Annotated in this window: 15 protein-coding genes; 13 read left to right on the top strand and 2 right to left on the bottom strand. The window is 69.2% G+C overall.

Going from position 1 to position 15,727, the window contains the following annotated elements; translation table 11 throughout:
- Positions 1-43: 43 nt before the first annotated feature.
- A complete protein-coding gene (locus tag AB0B91_RS05145; protein ID WP_358315876.1) occupies positions 44-1,954 on the top strand; it encodes an ABC transporter ATP-binding protein/permease in 1,911 nt (636 codons plus the stop codon).
- Between the two features lie 18 nt (positions 1,955-1,972).
- On the opposite strand, the gene AB0B91_RS05140 is transcribed toward AB0B91_RS05145, so the two are convergent.
- Both AB0B91_RS05140 and AB0B91_RS05135 read right to left on the bottom strand, forming a co-directional pair.
- The gene (locus AB0B91_RS05140; RefSeq protein ID WP_358315873.1) at positions 1,973-2,743 is read right to left on the bottom strand and encodes an aldo/keto reductase; all 771 of its coding nucleotides are present in this window, start codon (positions 2,741-2,743) and stop codon (positions 1,973-1,975) included.
- Positions 2,740-2,973 carry a hypothetical protein gene (locus AB0B91_RS05135; protein ID WP_358315869.1) on the bottom strand — a complete coding sequence of 78 codons (234 nt, stop codon included), beginning with the start codon at positions 2,971-2,973 and terminating at the stop codon, positions 2,740-2,742. The genes AB0B91_RS05140 and AB0B91_RS05135 overlap by 4 nt, the downstream gene beginning before the upstream one ends.
- A gap of 83 nt (positions 2,974-3,056) precedes the next feature.
- Between AB0B91_RS05135 and AB0B91_RS05130 the strand changes: the two genes are divergently transcribed.
- From AB0B91_RS05130 to AB0B91_RS05075, 12 genes are all read left to right on the top strand, one after another.
- Positions 3,057-3,926, top strand: a complete 870-nt coding sequence (locus tag AB0B91_RS05130) for a branched-chain amino acid ABC transporter permease (RefSeq protein WP_358315866.1) — start codon at positions 3,057-3,059, stop codon at positions 3,924-3,926.
- A gap of 10 nt (positions 3,927-3,936) precedes the next feature.
- Positions 3,937-6,492, top strand: coding sequence for an ATP-binding cassette domain-containing protein (locus AB0B91_RS05125; RefSeq protein ID WP_358315863.1), 2,556 nt, complete (start codon positions 3,937-3,939; stop codon positions 6,490-6,492).
- Positions 6,492-7,616, top strand: coding sequence for an acyl-CoA dehydrogenase family protein (locus AB0B91_RS05120; protein ID WP_358315860.1), 1,125 nt, complete (start codon positions 6,492-6,494; stop codon positions 7,614-7,616). Before AB0B91_RS05125 ends, AB0B91_RS05120 begins: the two co-directional genes overlap by 1 nt.
- 78 nt (positions 7,617-7,694) lie before the next feature.
- The gene (locus AB0B91_RS05115) at positions 7,695-8,483 is read left to right on the top strand and encodes an enoyl-CoA hydratase/isomerase family protein (RefSeq protein ID WP_358039992.1); all 789 of its coding nucleotides are present in this window, start codon (positions 7,695-7,697) and stop codon (positions 8,481-8,483) included.
- Positions 8,484-8,486: 3 nt separating this feature from the next.
- A complete protein-coding gene (locus AB0B91_RS05110) occupies positions 8,487-8,849 on the top strand; it encodes an OB-fold domain-containing protein (protein WP_358315857.1) in 363 nt (120 codons plus the stop codon).
- Entirely contained in the window at positions 8,846-9,991 is a 1,146-nt protein-coding gene (locus AB0B91_RS05105; protein WP_358315854.1) for a thiolase family protein, read from the top strand. Before AB0B91_RS05110 ends, AB0B91_RS05105 begins: the two co-directional genes overlap by 4 nt.
- 8 nt (positions 9,992-9,999) lie before the next feature.
- Positions 10,000-11,202, top strand: a complete 1,203-nt coding sequence (locus AB0B91_RS05100) for an acyl-CoA dehydrogenase family protein (RefSeq protein WP_358315851.1) — start codon at positions 10,000-10,002, stop codon at positions 11,200-11,202.
- Positions 11,199-12,161 (top strand): phosphotransferase family protein, encoded by a 963-nt coding sequence (locus AB0B91_RS05095; RefSeq protein ID WP_358315848.1) that lies wholly within the window; start codon positions 11,199-11,201, stop codon positions 12,159-12,161. The genes AB0B91_RS05100 and AB0B91_RS05095 overlap by 4 nt, the downstream gene beginning before the upstream one ends.
- A gap of 29 nt (positions 12,162-12,190) precedes the next feature.
- The gene (locus tag AB0B91_RS05090) at positions 12,191-13,408 is read left to right on the top strand and encodes an acyl-CoA dehydrogenase family protein (protein ID WP_358315845.1); all 1,218 of its coding nucleotides are present in this window, start codon (positions 12,191-12,193) and stop codon (positions 13,406-13,408) included.
- Positions 13,405-14,175: an SDR family oxidoreductase gene (locus AB0B91_RS05085; protein ID WP_358315842.1), complete on the top strand. Its 771-nt coding sequence runs from the start codon at positions 13,405-13,407 to the stop codon at positions 14,173-14,175. Before AB0B91_RS05090 ends, AB0B91_RS05085 begins: the two co-directional genes overlap by 4 nt.
- The gene (locus AB0B91_RS05080) at positions 14,172-14,924 is read left to right on the top strand and encodes an SDR family oxidoreductase (protein ID WP_358315839.1); all 753 of its coding nucleotides are present in this window, start codon (positions 14,172-14,174) and stop codon (positions 14,922-14,924) included. The genes AB0B91_RS05085 and AB0B91_RS05080 overlap by 4 nt, the downstream gene beginning before the upstream one ends.
- Positions 14,921-15,724, top strand: coding sequence for an enoyl-CoA hydratase-related protein (locus AB0B91_RS05075; protein WP_358315836.1), 804 nt, complete (start codon positions 14,921-14,923; stop codon positions 15,722-15,724). Before AB0B91_RS05080 ends, AB0B91_RS05075 begins: the two co-directional genes overlap by 4 nt.
- Positions 15,725-15,727: the final 3 nt, after the last annotated feature.

Genomic DNA, 15,727 nt, shown 5'->3' with positions numbered 1-15,727 from the left:
TCTCCAGAGCGCTGGTCACGCTCTGTGCCTATACGTTGCCGGAATGGAGTTGTTCACCCCGACGCTCGACTGGAGCTCTGAGGTCTGGGCATCGCTGGTGTGGATCGCCGAAGCCTGGGCGATCGCCGCGGTCTGCACGTTGGCGGTCCTCGTGCTGATCGGCCTCGTCACGACGTGGGGCAGGCAGTTCTGGCGCATCACCGGCGCGTACTTCACCGGACGAGGGAGCGTCAAGGTCTGGCTCTGGCTCAGCGCCATACTGGTGTCGGTGGTGGCCGGCGTCCGGTTGAACGTGCTGTTCAGCTACCAGGGCAACGACATGCTGTCCAGCCTCCAAGTCGCGGTTCAGGGCATCGCCGTCAACAAGACTCCGGTGAAAGAATCCGGCGAACACGGCTTCTGGCTGTCCCTGTGGGTCTTCTGCGTCCTGGCGGCGGTACACATCGCCCGGTTGCTGCTGGATCTGTTCCTGCTCCAGCGGTTCGTGCTGGCCTGGCGCGCCTGGCTCACCGACAGGCTGATCGGAGACTGGCTCGACGGCAGGGCCTACTACCGGTCGCGATTCATCGACGACACCATCGACAACCCGGATCAGCGTATTCAGTCGGACATCGACCTGGTCACCGCCGGATTCGGACCTCTGCCGAACCTTCCGAGCAACGGGGGGACGGCGAGCACGCTGTTGTTCGGCGCGATCTCCGCGGTCACCTCGATCGTGTCGTTCACGGCGATCCTGTGGAGTCTCTCGGGCACGCTTTCCCTCTTCAAGACCGAGATTCCCAGGGCGATGTTCTGGATCGGGCTGGTCTACGTTCTCATCGCCTCCGTGATCGCCTTCTGGATCGGCAAGCCGATCATCTGGCTGGCCTTCCGAAACGAGAAGTTCAACGCGGCGTTCCGCTACGCCCTGGTGCGCCTGCGCGATGCGTCGGAGGCGGTCGCGTTCTACCGCGGCGAGCTCGCGGAACGCTCAGGGCTGCGGCGCCTGTTCGTCCCCGTTGTCGCCAACTACAAGCGGTATCTGAACAGGACCATCGGCTTCAACGCCTGGAACTACTCGATCAGCCAGAGCATCGTGCCCCTCCCCTATGTCCTGCAGGCGCCGCGCCTGTTCGCCGCCGAGCTCCGCCTCGGCGATCTCACCCAGTCGGCATCGGCCTTCAACGAGATCCAGAACGGCCTGTCGTTCTTCCGGAACGCCTACGACGCCTTCGCCGGATACCGTGCGGCGATCATCCGGCTTCACGGTCTGGTCGTCGCCAACGAAGAGGCCAGGGCGCTGCCGGAGGTGACGACGCTGCCCAGTGACGACGGGATGGTCCAGCTCGAGGCCGTCGAGGTCCGCACCCCCGATGGACGGCAGTTGATCAATCCGCTCGACATGCGGCTCGAAGTGGGTGACACATTGGTCGTCACCGGGCCATCCGGCAGCGGCAAGACCACGCTGTTGCGCAGCCTCGCCGAGCTGTGGCCGTTCACCACCGGCACGCTGACCCGGCCGTGCGGACCCAACGAGACGATGTTCCTGTCGCAGCTGCCCTACGTACCGCTGGGCGACCTGCGCGCTGTCGTGACCTATCCCGGCAGAGAAGGCACCGTCGATGACGAGACCCTGCGCGGCACACTGCGAAAGGTCGCGCTGTCGCACCTCGTGGACCGGCTCGACGAGGTGCAGGACTGGGCCAAGGTGCTTTCCCCCGGGGAACAGCAGCGGATCGCGTTCGCGCGGATTCTGCTGACGAAGCCGAAGGTGGTGTTCATGGACGAGTCGACCTCGGCGTTGGACGAGAACCTGGAATTCCTTCTCTACCAACTGGTGCGGTCAGAGCTGCCCGACACCATCGTCGTCAGCGTCAGCCACCGCTCGACGGTCGAACAGCACCACACCCACGAACTCGAACTGCTCGGCGAAGGCGAATGGCGCTTCGGCCCACTGGGAGACGACGATCATTAACCCGCCGTCTTCGGTCAGCTATCGAGTGAGAGTGTCGATCGCGGTGACGTCCTCGGCTGTGAGACCGAAGCCTTGCAGGTCGAAGTTGGTGGCGATGCGTTCCCGGCGGGAGGACCTGGGCAGGATCACGATGTCGTGTTCCAGATGCCAGCGGAGGACGACCTGGGCGGGAGTGACTTCGTGCCTTCGGGCGATCTCGGTGAGAACTGGGTTGTGCAGATCGGTGTTCTTAAGACCGCTGTAGCCCTCGACGACCACACCTCGCCGGCGGTGCTCCTCCAGCAGGGCCGGGTCGTGCTGCGCCGGGCTCCACGGAATCTGGTTGACCGCCGGCTGCTGTCCGGTCGCCTTGGTCAGCAGGTCGATCTGTGCCGGGCTGTAGTTGCTGACCCCGACGTTACGGACCAATCCGGCGTCCTTGGCGGACAATAGTTCCTGCCACGTCGAGACGAGCTCGCCCTGGCTCGTCGGCCAGTGGATCAGCCAGAGATCCACGTAGCCGGTGTCGAGCAGCCGAAGACTCGACTCCAGAGTACGACGGGCATGCCGCGCGTCCTGCGGGCGGAGCTTGGTGGTGACGAAGACCTGCTCCCGGTCCAGGCCACTGTCTTTCACGGCTCTGCCGACGTCCGACTCGTTCTGGTACAAGGTCGCGGTGTCGACATGTCGATAACCGATCTCAAGCGCCGCACGCACCGACTCGTACGCGGTCTTGGGCGAGAGCTGCCAGGTCCCAAAACCGATCAACGGCAACGCAGTACCACCAGGCAAGTCCACTGTCTTGGTCATGCGTAGCATTCTGCCTTGATCGACGGCCGCTCGCTGGCCACAGGGTCTTCAGTGGCCCGCGGACGCCAGCCGCCGGCCGGGAAACGCCAGCGCTGTTCGCCCGAGGAGGCGTCCAAGGCGTACACGGCGCCGTCGTCGCTGCCGAAGCGATCATCCAATAGACCGGGAACAGCATGCCGCCGTCGGCAGGAGCCCGACCGGTCACCTATTGCTGGGCGACCATTCCTCATCTACAGTTCTCGAACTGAGTTCAATTTTGGTGCGGGGGGACGTCTGCCGAGTGAGCCACCCCGCCGAGAAGGTGGCGGTCGGAGTGGATCAGTTCCTGCTTGTCCTGGTGAGCGGTATCGCCAGTGGCGCGATCTACGGCTTGATGGGCCTGGGCCTAGTGATCATTTACCGCGCGACGGACGTGGTGAATTTCGCCCTCGCCAGCCTGGCCACCCTGGGACTGTATGTGGCGATCACGTTCCGTGACGGCGGTGTGGCGATGCTGCTGGGGGTGTTCGCCGCGATAGCGGTGACCGCGGTGGTCGGGGTGATCGTGCGGGAGGTGGTGATCCGGCCGCTCGGTCAGGGGCAGTTGTTCTCCGCGCTCGTGGTGACGATGGGTGTCTCGCTCATCGTCGAGAGCGTGGTGGACTCGATCTGGGGCACCCAGCCGAAGACCTTTCCCAGCCTGGTGGACGGCACCGTCCGATGGGGTGACGCGGCGCTGCCGACGCAGAGCCTGGTGACCATCGGCATCGCGGCGGCGGCGATGGCCGCCGTCGCCTTCCTGTTCGGGCGCACCACACTGGGGTCGGCGATGCGGGCCGTCGCCGAGTCCGCGGACACCGCACAGCTCATCGGCATCAGCGCGCAACGCGTGGCACGAATCGCGTGGGCACTCGGCCTCGCTCTGGCCGCTTTGGCCGCCTGCCTCTACGCGCCCAGATCGGGGCTGGTGCCCACCGTGCTGGCCGCGCCACTCTTCCGGGCGTTCGCCGGGATCTTCCTCGGTGGTCTCACGAGCATGTACGGAGCCGTCATCGGCGGGCTGACCGTCGGGGTGCTGGAGAACATCGCGGCCAGCTACGTCTCGGCCAGCTTCCGCGACACCTTCGTGTTCTCTTTCACCATCCTCGTGTTGTTGATCCGCCCGCAGGGCCTGTTCGGCACACGCACCTTCCAGCGGGTCTGAGGAGCAGCACATGGTATTCACCCGCTCGAATCTCGCGTGGGCCGCGCTCGGCCCGGTCGTCGGGCTGGCGCTCATCGCGCTGATGCATTCCGGGGCCATCCCGGCCTACCAGGCCTATTCGGTCGCGCTCGCCGCGGTCTACGCGATCGTGGTCCTCGCGGTCGGCCTCCTGGCCGGCTGGTCGGGGGTCTGGTCCGTGGGCCACCCCGCGTTCGTCGCCGTGGGTGCCTACTTCGCGGCGTACGGCGGTGCGCATCAGTGGCCGCTGGAGTGGGTGATCGTGGGGGCGATCACGTCGTGCGCGCTGATGGGCGCGTTCCTCGGATACGCCGGCGCCAGGTTCTCGGTGCTCTACATCGCCCTGCTGACGTTGGCGTTCAGCCTGGTGTCCCTTGAGGTGATCAACCGGTGGACCGGTGTGACCGGCGGCGACCAGGGCGTGGCGGTGTCCCCCTTGGACAGTGCGCTCGGCTTGGGCGCGGTCCCGAGCGGCGGTAGCGAGGCCCAGTATCTCGCGGTCCTCGTGGCGGGCGTGGTGTTCGCGATCGCGGTCTTCGCCAAGTCGACCGCGCTGCGCATGCGGCTGGTCGCCGCGAAGGCACACCCGCTGGTCGCCCGTTCCGTGGGCATCGTGCCCGAGGCGCAGACCGCTTTGTCGTTCGCGGTCAGCGCGGCGTTCACCGGCCTGGCCGGCGCGCTGCTTGGCCTGATCACCGGCTTCGTCAGCCCCGATACGTTCTCGCTGAACTTCGGTGTCACCATCATCGCGGCCTGCGTGCTCGGTGGCGTCGGCTCGGTGTTCGGCGCCGTGGTGGGCGGCGTCTACCTGGCGTGGGCTCCGACGGTGGCCGACGCCGTGTCGGTGCCGCAGCCGGTGGTACAGGGCGTCCTGCTGATCGCCGCGCTGATCTTCCTCCCCGGTGGAGTGGTCCCGTTCCTGGGCTCGCTGGTACGCAGGGCGCTGGGCAGGCGAGGTCCCGGCCTGCTCGACGGCGAGCATCACGTCAGCGCGGCGGCCGCCGACAGCGGGGACGGCGCTCCCGCCACCCCGGCGAGGGGCCGGCCGGTCGCGGATGACGCGGCACCGTTGCTGGTCGTCGATGGCCTGTCCGTGCGGTTCGGCGGTCTGAACGCCCTTGAGAGCGCATCGCTCGACGTACGGCCCGGCGAAGTGCTCGCCATCATCGGCCCGAACGGCGCCGGCAAGACCACACTGCTCAACGCCGTCTCCGGGCTCATCGGCGGCGCGCGGATCAGCGGCGCGGTCGACTACGCGGGTGTGAAGCTGATGAGGACGAGGGCCACCGCACGGCGCAGGCTGGGAATCGCCCGCACCTTCCAGCACGCGGAGACCTTCTCGGAGCTCACGGTCGCGGAGAACGTGCTGTGCACGAAGCGCTGGGTCGGCACGGCGGACCGCACCCGGGCCGATGAGCTGCTCGCTCTCACCGGACTGGCCGACGTGGCCGACCGCTACCCGGCCGAACTGCCGTTCGGGCTGCAGAAGCGCCTGGACCTCGCTCGGGCGATCGCCGAGGAGCCGAAGCTGCTGATCCTGGACGAACCGTTCGGCGGCCTGGACGCCACAGAGCGTCAACTGGCCGCCCAGCAGATCGTCCGCCTGCGTGCGCAGGGCGCCGCCGTCGTGATCATCGATCACGTTCTGGACGACCTCTTCGCCGTCGCCGACCGGGTGGTCGCCTTCGACTTCGGCAAGCCGATCGGTTCCGGCGAGCCGGGCACCATTCTGAAGGACCCGCACGTGCGGTCGTCATACCTCGGCCTGATCGCCACGCGCGCCGAGTTGCCGGCTCGCGCGGACGAGACCGCCGTCATCGCCCTGCGCGACGTCAGCCACCACTACGGTGGTGTCGCCGCCCTGCACGACGTCCACCTGGACATCGGCAAGGGCGCGGTCATCGGTGTCGTCGGAGCGAACGGCGCGGGCAAGAGCACACTCGGCAAGATCATTCACGGCTCGCTGCGCCCGTCGTCGGGACAGGTGCGGATCGGCGAGCCCGGTGCGCGCCCGATCCGCAGCAGCCTGGTCCCCGAAGGTCGTGCCCTCTTCAAGACCCTGTCGTTGCGGGAGAACCTCGAAGTGGCCGGTTACGCCGTAGGCGTCCAGGGATCGGCCCTGCGCACCCGCCTCGACGAGACCGCCGAATGGCTGCCGGAGCGGTTGCGCGCCCGCCTCTCGGTGGCCGCGGCCGGGCTGAGCGGAGGCGAGCAGCAGATCCTGGCCGTCGCACGAGCCCTGATGGCCCGGCCGGATGTGCTGATCCTCGACGAACCCGCGCTGGGGCTGGCGCCGGCCTTGGTCGACGAGGTCTACGCCCGGATCAACCAGCTCGCCCGCGACGGGATGACGATCGTGCTCCTGGAGCAGTTGCTCAGCCGGGCGCTCACCTCCTGCCATGAGGTGGTGGTGCTGCACGAGGGCCGGGTGGCCGCCCGCGGGGACACGTCGGACCCCTTGCTCGCCGAGACCGCGGAGCTGGCCTACTTCGGTGGGGAGGCCGCGACCATGCTCAAACTACGCGACGTGAACGAACTGGAGGCCTGATGCTCGACGTCGATCCGGCGCTGCTCGGCGACACCGATGAACGCAAGCAGCTACGGGAGGTCCTGCGCGACTTCTTCACCGAGGCCGCCGCGTCGCGGGACGTAAGCGAACACCTGACGACCGGCCGCGGACACGACCCGGCGCTGTGGGCGCGGATGGCCACGGAACTAGGCGTCCAGGGGCTGGTGATACCGGAGGAGTACGGCGGGTCGGGCTTCTCGTTCGCGGAGCTCGCGGTGGTCTTCGAGGAGGCCGGGCGGGCGCTTCTGTGCGCCCCCCTGCTCTCCACCACCGTGCTCGCGACCTACACCCTGTTGCTCAGCGGAGATCGCGAAGCCTGCGCCCGTTACCTTCCCGGCATCGCCGAGGGCACCCTCACCGCGACGGTCGCGGGCTTCGACGACGGCGGCGGCGGGCTACGAGCCACGCCGGGGAAGGGCGGGTGGGTCGGCAGCGGGGCGGCCGACTTCGTGCTCGACGGGTGTGGAGCCGACCTGATCCTCGTCGCGGCGCGGACCGCCGACGGAGCCGGTCTCTTCGCGTGCGAGCGTGACGCGGAAGGCCTCACCCGGACGGCCCGGACCGTTCTGGACGGTACCCGTCCCCAGGCCCTGGTCACCTTCGCGGACACCCCGTTCGTACAGATCGGGCAGCCGGGGAACGCCGCCGCGATCACCGGGCGGGTGCTCGACATCGGGCGGGCCGCGCTGGCCGCCGAGCAGGTCGGCGGGAGCGCGCACGCGCTCGACGCGACCATGTCGTACGTGCTGCAACGCCGTCAGTTCGACCGGCAGATCGGTTCGTTCCAGGCGATCAAGCATCGGCTGGCCGACCTGCTGGTCGAGATCGAGGCGGCGCGTTCGGCCGCCGTCTACGCGGTGGCATGTGTCACAGCCTCGGCCGAGCACCTGCCGGTGGCGGCAAGTACCGCGAAGGTGGTCTGTTCCGGCGCGTACCGCCAGGCGACCGCCGAATACGTGCAGCTGCACGGAGGCATCGGCTTCACCTGGGAGCACCCCGCCCACCTCTATCTGCGCCGCGCCCGTGCGGCGGAGGTTCTGTTCGGCACGGCCGACGACCACCGGGCACGCCTGGGCGGCCTGCTCAGTTTCAACGTGGCCTGACATGCCCGATACCAACCCTTGACAGGGCCGCACCGGCCCCGGAAACTGTACTGAATTCAGTTTAGTTTAGGAGGAACAGTGACGGTAGAGGACGAGATCCAGTTCGAGCGCGATGGCAACGTCGCGCGAGTGTGGCTCAACCGCCCGTGGAAGAAGAACTGTGTAACCCTGCCGATTCTCAAGCGGCTCGACGAGATCATCACCGAGGTCGACGCCGACCCCGAACTGCGCGTCCTGGTGCTGCGCGGCCGGGGTGGCACGTTCTGCTCGGGCTTCGATCTCGATGAGCTGCAAGCCGACTACATCGGCAGCAGCACGGCCATGGACGTGGCGGTCATCTCGGCGAAGGTCTGCGACCGGCTGTACTCGATGAGCACCCCCTCCGTGGCGGTGCTGGAGGGTCATGTCACGGCCGGCGGCTTCGAGCTGATGATCTCCTGTGACTTCGCGATCGCCGCGGACGACGCCAAGATCGGTGACTTTCACATCCGGCGGGCTCTGTTCGGCGGGGCGGGGCCGATCTACCGGGTGCCTCGCATGATCGGCATCCGCAAGACCAAGGAGCTGATGCTCACCGGCAAGCTGCTGTCCGGTGTCGAGGCGGTCGACTTCGATCTGATCAACAAGTCGGCGCCCGCGGAGGAGCTCGATGCCACGGTCGAGGAGTTCATCAGCCACCTGACCGACAAGAGCCCCTTCCAGATGCGGATCACGAAGATGACCATCGACCGCAGCCTGGAGGCCGACATCCAGTCGCTGATGGTGATGGAGCACCTGGCCGTCGGGGTGACGCTCAACTCCCAGGACGCCGCCGAGGGCGTGGCCGCGTTCCTGGAGAAGCGCGAGCCGAAGTGGAAGGGTCGCTGACCGGTGTCGGCGCATCAGGCCGCCGGTCTGCGAGGTTCCCGGTGCGAGGCGTGCGCGGTGACGGTCTACCCGGCTGACGACGCCTGTCCGCGCTGCGGGCGGGCGGCCTCTCCGGTGACGCTGTCCTCGGCCGGGGAGCTGTGGACCTGGACGGTCCAGCGGTTCGCTCCGAAATCACCCCCGTTCGTGCCGCCGAAGGACGGCTTCCGGCCGTTCGCAATGGGTTACGTGGAGCTGCCGGAGGGCGTCCGCGTCGCGGCGGTGCTCGACATCGACGACCTCGGCTCGATCCGGATCGGCATGCCGCTGCGGATAGAGCCGACCACCGGAGTACCACGCGCGATGGCGATCGAAGGGGCCTCATGACCGACGTACTGATCGCCGGCGCCGGCATGTCGCCGTTCGGCCGCACCGAGCACACGACCGGACGCCAGCACGCCGTGTACGCGGTGCGGGCCGCGCTGGCCGACGCCGGGATCGCGTGGCCACGGGTGGACGCGGCGTTCGGTGGCAGCGATGCCGCGGGGCTGGCCGACACCTTGGTGGCTCAGCTCGGCCTCACCGGCCTGCCGTTCGTCAACGTCAAGAACGGTTGCGCAACGGGTGGCAGCGCTCTGGTGTCGGCGGTGAACGCCATTCGCGGTGGCATGGCCGAAGTGGTGGTGGCCGTCGGGTTCGACAAGCATCCGCGGGGCGCCTTCGACCCGTTGCCCGCGGACTGGGGGCTCGACGAGGCCTACGGGCGTGACGGGCTGATGGTCACCACCCAGTTCTTCGGCATGAAGATCCGGCGTTACATGCACGACCACGGGATCAGCTCCCGGACGCTCGGACTGGTGGCGGAGAAGGCCTACCGCAACGGTGCCCTCAATCCGAACGCGTGGCGGCGTACCCCGATGGATGCCGACGAGATCCTCGCGTCGGGCATGGTCAGCGACCCGCTGACCCGCTACATGTTCTGCTCCCCGGGAGAAGGAGCGGCCGCGCTGGTGCTGTGCGCCGCCTCGGCGGTCAGGAATCCGACGAGCGTCCCGGTGACCCTGCGATCGGCGGTCGTGCGGTCGCGCCGCTTCGGCTCGTTCGAGGTCTTCAGCCCGTGGATCGCCGGCGGAGAGCTGAACAGCGTGACCCGGGACGCCGCGGCGGCGGCGTTCGAGGCGGCCGGTGTCGCCCCCGGCGATGTCGATGTGTGCCAACTGCAGGACACCGAGAGCGGTGCGGAGGTGATGCACATGGCCGAGTGCGGGTTCTGCGAGGACGGTGAGCAGGAGAAGCTGATCGCGGCGCGCGCCACCGAGATCGGCGGCTCGTTGCCGGTCAACACCGACGGCGGTTGCATCGCCAACGGTGAGCCCATCGGGGCGTCGGGTCTGCGCCAGGTCTGCGAAGTGGTGCGGCAACTGCGCGGACAGGCCGGAGACCGGCAGGTGCCCGGCGGGCCCAGAGTCGGATTCACCCACGTGTACGGCGCCCCGGGCGTGAGCGCCTGCACGGTGCTGTCCCGATAGAGGAACTGATGAGCGACATTCCAGCACCTGAGAAGTTCAGGGCAGAGGCCGCCGACTGGCTCGCGTCGGCCGCCCGGCCGCGGCAGGCGAGCGGCGCCTGGGGCACCGGAGACGACTCGGTAGCGGTCTTCGAGAACTGGTCGGAAGAGGAGGAGCGCGAGCACACCGAACGGATCCGGGCTTGGGAGATGACCCGGTACGACGCGGGCTGGGGCGCGCTGAGCTGGCCGGAGGAGTTCGGCGGACGTGGTCTGCCCGTGTTCTACGAGCAGCTCTACCGGCAAGAGGAAGCGGCCTTCGACGTCCCGCGCCGCACCGAGATCTTTCCGGTCACCCAGCAGCTGGTGGCCCCGGCCATCCGGATCTGGGGCACGCCCGAGCAGCAGGGGCGCTGGATCCGGCCCATGCTGCGCACGGACCAGCTGGCCTGTCAGCTGTTCTCCGAGACCGAGGCCGGTTCCGACCTGGCCGCGGTCCGTACCCGGGCGGTTCGCGACGGCGACAACTGGGTGCTCGACGGACACAAAGTGTGGACCTCGGGGGCGACGGTCGCGTCCTGGGGCGTCGCCGTGTGCCGCACCGACCCGGACGTGCGCAAGCACGCGGGCATCACCGTGTTCATGGTGCCGATGGACGCCCCAGGCGTCACCATCCGCCCCATCCGGCAGATGACCGGCGGGACCAGCTTCAACGAGGTCTACCTCGACGGTGTCGTGGTACCCGACACCGATCGGCTCGGCCCCATCGGCGAGGGCTGGCGGGTCACCCTGACGGTGCTGGCCGCCGAACGGCTGGACTCCGGCTCCCTCGGCCTGGACAACGCCGACCGCGCCATCGAACTGGCCCGGCACCTGCCACGACCGCTCACCGGCCATGAGCAGAACCTCGCGGCGGACCTGTACGTACGCACTCTCGTTCAGCGCGTCATCGGGCTCCGCGTGACCGCGGCGCTGGTCTCCGGCCGCGAACCGGGCGCCGAGGCGTCGGTGGGCAAGCTCTACGCCACCGAGACCATGCGCCGCACCAGTGACCTGGTCCTGCAGCTTCTCGGGCCGCGCCTGGTCGCCGACACGGGAGAGTGGGGCACTTTCGCCTGGACCGAGCAGCTGCTGGGCGCTCCCGGCTACAGCATCGCCGGCGGCACCGACGAGATCCAGCGCACCATCCTGTCCGAGCGGGTGCTCGGCCTGCCCAAGGAGCCGTCACGATGACCGCCGACGTCGCTTCGCCGGACCTGGCCGACCGGGTTGTCAGCGCGTTCCCAGGCCGGCGGGTGGGCCCGCTGGAGACACTCGCCGGCGGCCACTCCGGGCTCACCTACGTGGTCATGGTGGGAGAGCGCAGGTACGTCGTCAAGGCGGTCCCGCATGCGGAACGGCCGGTGGGCCGTAACGACATGCTCCGCCAGGCGCGGGTGCTCCAGGCGCTGGCCGGCACGGCGGTGCCCGTCCCCGAGATCGTGGCCGTCGACGAGCGGCAACCGGCCTGGTTCGCCATGGAGTTCGTCTCCGGCGAGGCCGTGGAACCGGTGCTCGACGAGCACGATCTCGACCCGGCGCTCGCCCGCGCCCGCATGGTGGAGATCGCCGGTGTGCTGCGCCGCCTGCACGACCTCGACGTCGCCTCCCTCACGCTGGACGCGCCGCCGCCCCGCGACGCGACCGCCGAGCTCGAACAGTGGAGCCGCACGATGCGCGCGGTCCCCGCCGAGCTCCGCCCCGGGAGCGAGGAACTGCTCCATCGGCTCGCCCAGGCGGTGCCCGACGACCTGCCGCCGGTCCTGGTGCACGGGGACTTCCGGCTGGGCAACGTCCTGTGCTGGGCGGAGGAAGCGGCGGCCGTCGTCGACTGGGAGATCTGGAGCGTCGGTGACCCGCGGACGGACCTCGGCTGGTTCCTGCTGTTCGCCGACCACCGCAACTTCCCCGCGCTGGGCAAGGAGCTCGCCGGGCTGCCGACCGAGGCGGAGTTGCTGGACGCCTACCTCGCGGGCGCTCCGCCGCTGCCCGACTTCGACTGGTTCCGCGCGCTCGGCCGGATGAAGATGGCCGCCATCATGGGCCACAACCTGCGCCGTCACCGCGAGGGCCGGATCCACGACCCGGATCAGGAACGGTTGCCGCCGACGATCGCCGCCATGATCCGCATGGCCCGCGACCTTCTCGGCTGACCACCTCTTTTCATGAAATCGAGGACATCGTGGACTTTGAATTCTCCCCCCACGCTTCCGAGCTTCAGGTCCGGATGCGGTCGTTCATGGAGCAGTACGTCTACCCCAGCGAAATCGTGTACGACCGGCAGCTCGCCCACGCCGACGACCCGCACGCCCTTCCTCCCGTGATGCTCGAACTCAAGGAGAAGGCCCGCGCCGAGGGTCTGTGGAACCTGTTCATGTCCCACGGCGACTGGGGCGCGGGGCTGACCAACCTCGAGTACGCGCCGCTCGCCGAACTCGCCGGCCGCTCCATCATCGGACCCGAGGTGTTCAACTGCTCCGCCCCGGACACCGGGAACATGGAGTTGCTCGCGCTGTTCGGCACCCCCGAGCAGCAGGAGCGGTGGTTGCGCCCGCTGCTGGAGGCCGAGATTCGGTCGTGCTTCGCCATGACCGAGCCCGACGTGGCCAGTTCCGACCCGCGCAACCTCCGCACCAGGATCACCCGTGACGGCGACAGCTACCTCGTCAACGGCCATAAGTGGTACACCTCGGGCATCCTTGATCCGGATTGCCGGCTGATCATCCTCATGGGAGTGAGCGACCCGGAGGCGCCGACCTACCGTCAGCAGAGCATGCTGCTCATCCCCCGGGACACCCCCGGCATCACGGTCCTGCGCGACCTGCCCATGTTCGGCTACACCGACCGGCTCGGACACGGTGACGTGCTCTTCGAGGACGTACGCGTGCCGGCCGCCAACCTGCTCGGCGGCGAAGGCGACGGCTTCGCGCTCGCCCAGGGACGGCTCGGACCCGGCCGGATGCACTACGCCATGCGCGCGGTCGGGTTCGCCGAACGAGCTCTGGGGCTCATGTGCCGGCGGGTGCTCGACCGCGAGGCGTTCGGCGGGCCGCTGGCCGACCAGGGCGTGGTGCGGGAATGGATCGCGCGCAGCCGGATCGAGATCGAGCAGTTGCGGCTGCTGGTGCTCAAGTCGGCGTGGTTGATGGACACCAGCGGCAACTCCGCGGCCCGCATGGAGGTGGCGGCGATCAAAGTGGCGGCGCTCGAGGTGGCCCACAAGGTGGTCGATCGGGCCGTCCAGGCATTCGGCGCGGCCGGGGTCAGCGACGATACCGTCCTGGCCCGGTTGTTCGCGATCACCAGGGCGTTGCGCATCGCCGACGGGCCCGACGAGGTCCACCTGCGCACCGTCGCCCGCCAGGAGCTGGCCAAGTACACGAAGAAGGGGGCAGCATGAACGTGCTCGACGGCCGGACAGCGGTGATCACCGGTGGGTCCCGCGGCATCGGGCTGGCGATCGCGCACGCCTATCGGGCCGCGGGAGCGCACGTGGTCATCGCCGCGCGCAAGGCGGAGGGACTGGCCGGCGCACGTGCCGAGTTGCTGCGCACCGAGGCAAGCGGGGGTGTGCACACCGTCGTGGCCAACGCCGGCGAGCCGGAGCAGGCGCAGCGCTGTATCGACGAGACGATGGAGCGCTTCGGCCGGGTGGACGTCCTGGTCAACAACGCCGCCACCAACCCGTACCACGGCGACCTGCTCGACCTCGACCTGCCCCGCGCGGAGAAGACGGTGCGGGTCAACCAGTACGGGATGATCGCCTGGACCCGTTGCGCCTGGAATGCCTCGATGGCCGAGCACGGAGGCGCCGTCGTCAACATCGCGTCGGTGGGCGGGCTGATCGTCGACCCGCACATCGGCTACTACAACGCCACCAAGGCCGCCATGATCCATATGACCCGGCAGCTCGCCTACGAGCTCGGCCCCAAGGCGCGCGTCAACGCCATCGCGCCGGGACTGATCAAGACCGAGCTGGCGCGGGCCGTCTGGGAGGCGCGCGAGCCCATCCTCACCGCGAAGCTGCCGCTGCGGCGGCTGGGCACGCCCGAGGATGTGGCAAGCGCGGCGCTCTTCCTGGCCTCGGAAGCCTCGTCCTGGATCACCGGCCAGGTCCTCGTCATCGACGGCGGCGCGCTGGCCCTGCCGATCGGGGTCGACGAGTGATCGACCACCTGTTCTCCCTGAGCGGGCGGACCGCCGTGGTCACCGGTGCCTCCTCCGGACTCGGGGCCCGCTTCGCGGCGGTCCTGGCCTCCTCCGGGGCGACCGTGTTCGCGGCGGCCAGGCGGGCCGACCGGCTGGCGGAGCTGGCGGCCGGTGATTCCCGTATCCATCCGATGGCCTGTGACGTCAGCCGCGAGGACGATCGCGAACGGTTGGTCGCGACCGCCTTGGCGGAGACCGGCCGTTTCGACGTCCTGATCAACAACGCCGGCGTCGCGGGCGGACCCCGCGCCGAGGACGAGAGCTCACAGGACTTCGCGGACGTTCTCGCGGTGAACCTGGTCGCTCCGTTCCATCTGGCCCGCCTCATGGCCACGGTGTCCGGCACCGGCCGCAGCATCGTGAACGTCGCCTCCATCCTGGGCCTGGTGTCGGCGGCCCCGATAGGCGGCGCGAGCTACGCGGCCTCCAAGGCGGGGCTGATGGGACTGACCCGTGAGCTGGCCGGCCAGTGGGGTCCGGCCGGCGTGCGGGTCAACGCGCTGGCACCTGGCTGGTTCCGATCCGAGATGACCGAGGAGCTGTTCGCCGACGCCCAGGCCGGCCGGTGGATCGAGAAGAACACGATGCTGCGCCGTGGCGGGGACCCCGCCGAGCTCGACGGCGCTCTGCTCTTCCTCGCCTCGGACGCCTCGTCGTACTGCACCGGACAGGTTCTGGTCGTCGACGGCGGCTGGACGGCGAGATGAGCGCGCTTCCCGCTGTCACGGTAGAAGTGCTGGACGGAGTGGCGGACATCGTCATGTGCCGCGGCGCCCGCGGCAACGCCATTGATCTGGACCTGGCGCGCGGGCTGCGCGACGCCGCCCGGGCCTGCCTGGAGGAGAACGTCCGGGCCGTCCTGCTGCGTGGTGAGGGACGATCCTTCTGCGTCGGCGGCGACCTGCGCGAGTTCTCCGCGTTGCGGGGTGCGGCGCTCAAGGACCATCTCATGGAGGTGACCGACGCGCTGCACGGAGCCCTGCGGATCTTCGCCCGGATGGACGCACCGCTCGTCGCGCAGGTCCAGGGAGCGGTGGCCGGCGCCGGCGTGGGCCTGGCCGCCGCGGCCGACCTCACCGTCGCGGCGGACGACGCGACGTTCGTGCTCGCCTACACGGGCATCGGATACTCACCCGATGCCGGGGTGACCTGGTCGCTGCCCCGGTTGGTCGGCCCCAAGCGGGCCCTGGAACTGCTGCTCACCAATCGCCGGATCTCCGCACGGGAAGCGGCCGACATGGGGCTCGTGACGTCCGTGGTGGCCGCCGAACGGCTGCCGGAGGAAGCGCGACGCGTGGCCACCGCGCTCACCCTGGGGGCGACGAGGGCCCTCGGCGCGACCAGGCGGCTCGTTTCCGCCGCCCTGTCCGGCGACCTCGACCCGCACCTGGATCGTGAGGCCCGCTCTCTCGCCGAGACGGCGGCGTCCCCCGAGGGCGTCGAAGGCGTCGCCGCCTTCCTGGGCAAGCGTCCTCCTCGGTTCTCTTTCCCCCATCCCACCGAATGACCG

It is taken from the genome of Nonomuraea sp. NPDC049141, from assembly GCF_040648415.1.
GTDB lineage: Bacteria > Actinomycetota > Actinomycetes > Streptosporangiales > Streptosporangiaceae > Nonomuraea.
The sequence above is the reverse complement of the archived record's forward strand: the minus strand, read 5'-3'. Positions and strand labels throughout refer to the sequence as shown.

What these genes read in the sequence shown, in the direction of transcription:
- AB0B91_RS05145 (WP_358315876.1), top strand. Translation starts at nt 44, where the DNA reads ATGGAGTTGTTCACCCCGACGCTCGACTGGAGCTCTGAGGTCTGGGCA.
- AB0B91_RS05140 (WP_358315873.1), bottom strand. Translation starts at nt 2,743, where the DNA reads ATGACCAAGACAGTGGACTTGCCTGGTGGTACTGCGTTGCCGTTGATC.
- AB0B91_RS05135 (WP_358315869.1), bottom strand. Translation starts at nt 2,973, where the DNA reads ATGAGGAATGGTCGCCCAGCAATAGGTGACCGGTCGGGCTCCTGCCGA.
- AB0B91_RS05125 (WP_358315863.1), top strand. Translation starts at nt 3,937, where the DNA reads ATGGTATTCACCCGCTCGAATCTCGCGTGGGCCGCGCTCGGCCCGGTC.
- AB0B91_RS05120 (WP_358315860.1), top strand. Translation starts at nt 6,492, where the DNA reads ATGCTCGACGTCGATCCGGCGCTGCTCGGCGACACCGATGAACGCAAG.
- AB0B91_RS05105 (WP_358315854.1), top strand. Translation starts at nt 8,846, where the DNA reads ATGACCGACGTACTGATCGCCGGCGCCGGCATGTCGCCGTTCGGCCGC.
- AB0B91_RS05100 (WP_358315851.1), top strand. Translation starts at nt 10,000, where the DNA reads ATGAGCGACATTCCAGCACCTGAGAAGTTCAGGGCAGAGGCCGCCGAC.
- AB0B91_RS05095 (WP_358315848.1), top strand. Translation starts at nt 11,199, where the DNA reads ATGACCGCCGACGTCGCTTCGCCGGACCTGGCCGACCGGGTTGTCAGC.
- AB0B91_RS05085 (WP_358315842.1), top strand. Translation starts at nt 13,405, where the DNA reads ATGAACGTGCTCGACGGCCGGACAGCGGTGATCACCGGTGGGTCCCGC.
- AB0B91_RS05075 (WP_358315836.1), top strand. Translation starts at nt 14,921, where the DNA reads ATGAGCGCGCTTCCCGCTGTCACGGTAGAAGTGCTGGACGGAGTGGCG.